Annotated in this window: 3 protein-coding genes; 1 reads left to right on the top strand and 2 read right to left on the bottom strand. The window is 50.4% G+C overall.

The window, feature by feature from the left end; genetic code table 11:
• Positions 1-838: ribonucleotide reductase N-terminal alpha domain-containing protein (locus V7Z69_RS09630; protein WP_334139772.1), on the bottom strand; the 838-nt coding region annotated here is incomplete at its 3' end.
• Positions 839-923: 85 nt separating this feature from the next.
• The gene (gene glsA / locus V7Z69_RS09625; RefSeq protein ID WP_014162456.1) at positions 924-1,841 is read right to left on the bottom strand and encodes a glutaminase A; all 918 of its coding nucleotides are present in this window, start codon (positions 1,839-1,841) and stop codon (positions 924-926) included.
• A 338-nt stretch (positions 1,842-2,179) separates the two neighbouring features.
• On the opposite strand from glsA, the gene V7Z69_RS09620 reads away from it, so the two are divergent.
• Positions 2,180-3,707 (top strand): formate--tetrahydrofolate ligase (locus tag V7Z69_RS09620; RefSeq protein WP_334139771.1); only part of this gene is annotated, 1,528 nt, incomplete at its 3' end.

Below are 3,707 nucleotides of genomic sequence, written 5' to 3'. Positions count from 1 at the left end.
CGCAGGGGTTGGTAGCATCTATCTTTCCCAGGTGGGGGGTGGGGTTGGTCTCCTCTAACCTGTCGAGGAATATCATTCCTGGGTCTCCGGTCTTCCAGGCCATCTCACATATCAGGTTGAAGAGTTCCCTTGCTTTTACGGTCTTGGTGACCTCTCCATTTCTAGGGTTTATCAAGTCCCAGTCCTCGTCGTTCTCGACGGCTTTCATGAACTTATCGCTGGCACCTATGGAGATATTGAAGTTTTTGAGTTTTCCTTCTTCTGTTTTAGCTCTGATGAAGTTGAATACGTCGGGGTGGTCGGCATTGAGGATGCCCATGTTGGCTCCCCTTCTCATTCCGCCTTGCATGACCACTTCGGTTGCCTGGTCGAACATACCCATGAACGACACAGGGCCTGAGGCCACGCCGTTGGTGCTGGAGACCTTGTCTCCTGCAGGCCTCAGCTTGCTGAAGTTGTAGCCTGTTCCTCCACCAGATTTGTGGATGAGGGCCATGTTCTTTAGGGCTTCGAATATGCCCTCCATGCTGTCCTCAATGGGTAGCACGAAACAGGCTGCAAGCTGTCCCCCCGTTCTTCCGGCGTTCATGAGGGTGGGGCTGTTGGGCAAGAAATCCAAGCTTGCCATGAGATTGTAGAACTCTTTTACCAGCTCTTCGCTTTCTTCCCCTTCAGCTTGGGCTACGGCCTTCGCTACCCGCATGAACATCTCTTCGGGAGTCTCTATTACGTTGCCCTCGTCGTCCTTTATGAGGTACCTTTCCCTCAATACCCTGAGAGCATTATCCGACAGCTTCACCGTTGTAATGTGCTCTTTTGAAAATTCCTTACTCGTCATGCTATAGCGCTCCTTTTTTGTAGATCTCATTATATAGTGTTTATATCGATATCCTACTACTACATGTAGGGCATTGCAAGCAAAATTATAGCACCCTCAATTTGAGCTTTTCTGAAAGGTATTCCATTGCCTCTATTCCGCCTACTGAGTTTCCTTTGTCGTCCAGGGCGGGACCCAGGGTTGCTACTCCCATCTTCCCTGGCACTGCCCCTACTATTCCGCCTCCCACACCGCTTTTGGCAGGTATGCCTACTCTGACCGCAAATTCTCCTGATCCATCATAAAGGCCACATGTGGCCATGAGGGCTCTTATTAGAACGCAAACCCTTGGGCTTAGTACTTTTTCGTTTGTTATGGGGTTTATACCATCGTTTGCCAAGGTCGCCCCCATGACGGCAAGATCCTTTACTGAACACTCTATACCGCATTGGTGGAAGTAACTGTCCAGGATGTCCTCTATATCCCCCTCCATGGCGCCCACGCTGCGAAGGAAATACGCCAGGGACCTGTTTCGGTCGCTTGTGGCCTTTTCTGATAGATATACTTGTTCGTTGGCTTCTATCTTCTCATTGCCGCAAAGCTTCCTGACCAGGTTGAGCACTGCCAGAAAACGACTGTTACTGTCATGATATGGGAGAATAGAGAGGACCACTATGGCGCCAGCGTTGATGAGTGGGTTTTGTGGCCTGTGGGGTTTTCGCATCTCAAGGCGCATTATGGAGTTGAAGGGATCGGCTGTGGGGTCTACGCCCACCTTGGAGAAGACCTTTTCCTCTCCAAGTTCGGAGATGGCCAGCCCTAGCGATGCTATCTTTGAAATGGACTGAATCGTTGCCTTCTTGTCCACATCGCCCACTTGGCTTATCTTGCCGTCAAGGGTACACGTAGCTATCGCCAAGGTATTGGGGTCCGCCTTGCCTAATTCGGGGATATACGTTGCTACCTGTCCTAAGTGAAGCACCTTCTTGCCCCTTGCCAGGGCTTCATTCATGGCCTGTAACATTTTGCACCTCCTGCTGGAAGAAAATCTCCTCTCTCCCTTTTCCTTTCAAGGTAAGAATAATCCTACCACACCCCCTTGCTGATGCATATTCTCATAAATTTGATATGATTAAAAACAGAAAAGTCCGTTTTTAGGAGGATTGCTGTTGACCCTGCATGAAACTGATAATTTTTCCTATCGTGCCGTTCTTTCTTGACATGAAAAAGGTGTTGTTGTAGCTTTATCGTATAGTGGTTTCTTGGGACATGGTGTCCCAAAAATGAGAAAGTTGCGCCCTTAATATAATGTGCAGTAAAATTGGGAATGTTATAAACAAAATTTTCGAGGAGGGAAATGACATGTTGTCGGACATCCAGATTGCCCAGCAAGCCGAGCTGAAGCCCATAGGAGAGATTGCAGAGAAACTCGGTATTCCTGGGAAATACGTAATCCCTTACGGACATACCAAAGCCAAGATCGATTTGAAGTATTATTCGGAGATAAAGGACAGGCCCGACGGTAAGCTTATACTGGTTACCGCCACAACTCCCACCCCCGCTGGTGAAGGTAAGACCACCACGACGATAGGTTTGACCCAAGCCCTTGTGAAGTTGGGGAAGAAGGCTATGCTTTGTCTGAGAGAACCTTCTTTGGGGCCTTGCTTTGGAGTAAAGGGCGGTGCCGCTGGTGGCGGCTATTCCCAGGTTCTTCCCATGGAGGATATCAACCTCCACTTTACTGGAGATATCCATGCTGTAAGCACAGCTCATAACCTTTTGGCTGCCATGCTTGACAACCACCTTCAGCAGGGTAACGAGCTTGGGATTGACCCAAGGCGAATTACCTTCAGAAGGGTTGTGGATATGAACGACAGAGCCCTCAGGAACATAGTAATAGGCCTTGGTGGAAAGGCCCACGGTATCCCCAGGGAAAGCGGCTTTGATATTTCCGTTTCTTCTGAAATCATGGCAATTCTTTGCCTTGCCACGGACCTGCAGGACCTCAAGGAAAGGCTGGGCAATATAGTTGTAGGCTACACCTGGACGGGCGAGAAAGTGACTGCAAGGGATCTCAAGGCCCACGGCGCCATGGCTGCCCTCCTGAAGGACGCTATCAATCCCAACTTGGTTCAGACCATTGAGCACGTTCCAGCTTTCGTCCACGGTGGTCCGTTCGCCAACATAGCCCACGGTACCAACTCCATAGTTGCGACCAAGATGGCCCTCAAGCTTACCGACTACACGGTCGTTGAGGCGGGCTTTGCGGCCGACCTTGGTGCAGAGAAGTTCATGGACATAGTCTGCAGAAAGGCAGGATTCAGCCCGAGCGCTGTCGTGCTGGTAACCACCGTAAGGGCTTTGAAGATGCACGGTGGCGTGCCCAAGGATGAGCTGGGTAAGGAGAACCTCGAGGCCCTCGAAAAAGGTGCTGAGAACCTGGAAGCTCACATTGACATACTGAAGAAGTTCGGTGTGCCCGTAGTAGTCGCCCTCAACAGGTTCACTACCGACACGGACGCTGAAATCCAGAAGGTTCACGAGGCTGCAAGGCGTCATGGCGCCACAATTGCCCTCTCGGAAGTATGGGCAAAGGGTGGAGAAGGCGGCATAGAGCTAGCCAAGGCAGTCCTTGAGGCATTGGATAAGCCTTGTGGATACCGCCCCCTATACGAACTGGAGCTGCCACTCAGGGAGAAGATAGAGACCATAGCCAGGGAAGTATACGGTGCTGACGGCGTTGATTACACGCCTGCTGCAGAAAGCACATTGAAGGAGCTAGAGGCAAATGGCTATGGTAACCTGCCGGTCTGCATGGCCAAGACTCAGATGTCCATTTCGGTCAAGTCCTATATTTTGTGTAAATTTGTTTTGGTCTCTGGTAATGGTC

Source organism: Thermovirga lienii (assembly GCF_036847465.1).
Lineage (GTDB): Bacteria > Synergistota > Synergistia > Synergistales > Thermovirgaceae > Thermovirga > Thermovirga lienii.
This window is presented reverse-complemented; position numbering and strand designations above follow the sequence as displayed.

What these genes read in the sequence shown, in the direction of transcription:
- glsA (WP_014162456.1), bottom strand. Translation starts at nt 1,841, where the DNA reads ATGTTACAGGCCATGAATGAAGCCCTGGCAAGGGGCAAGAAGGTGCTT.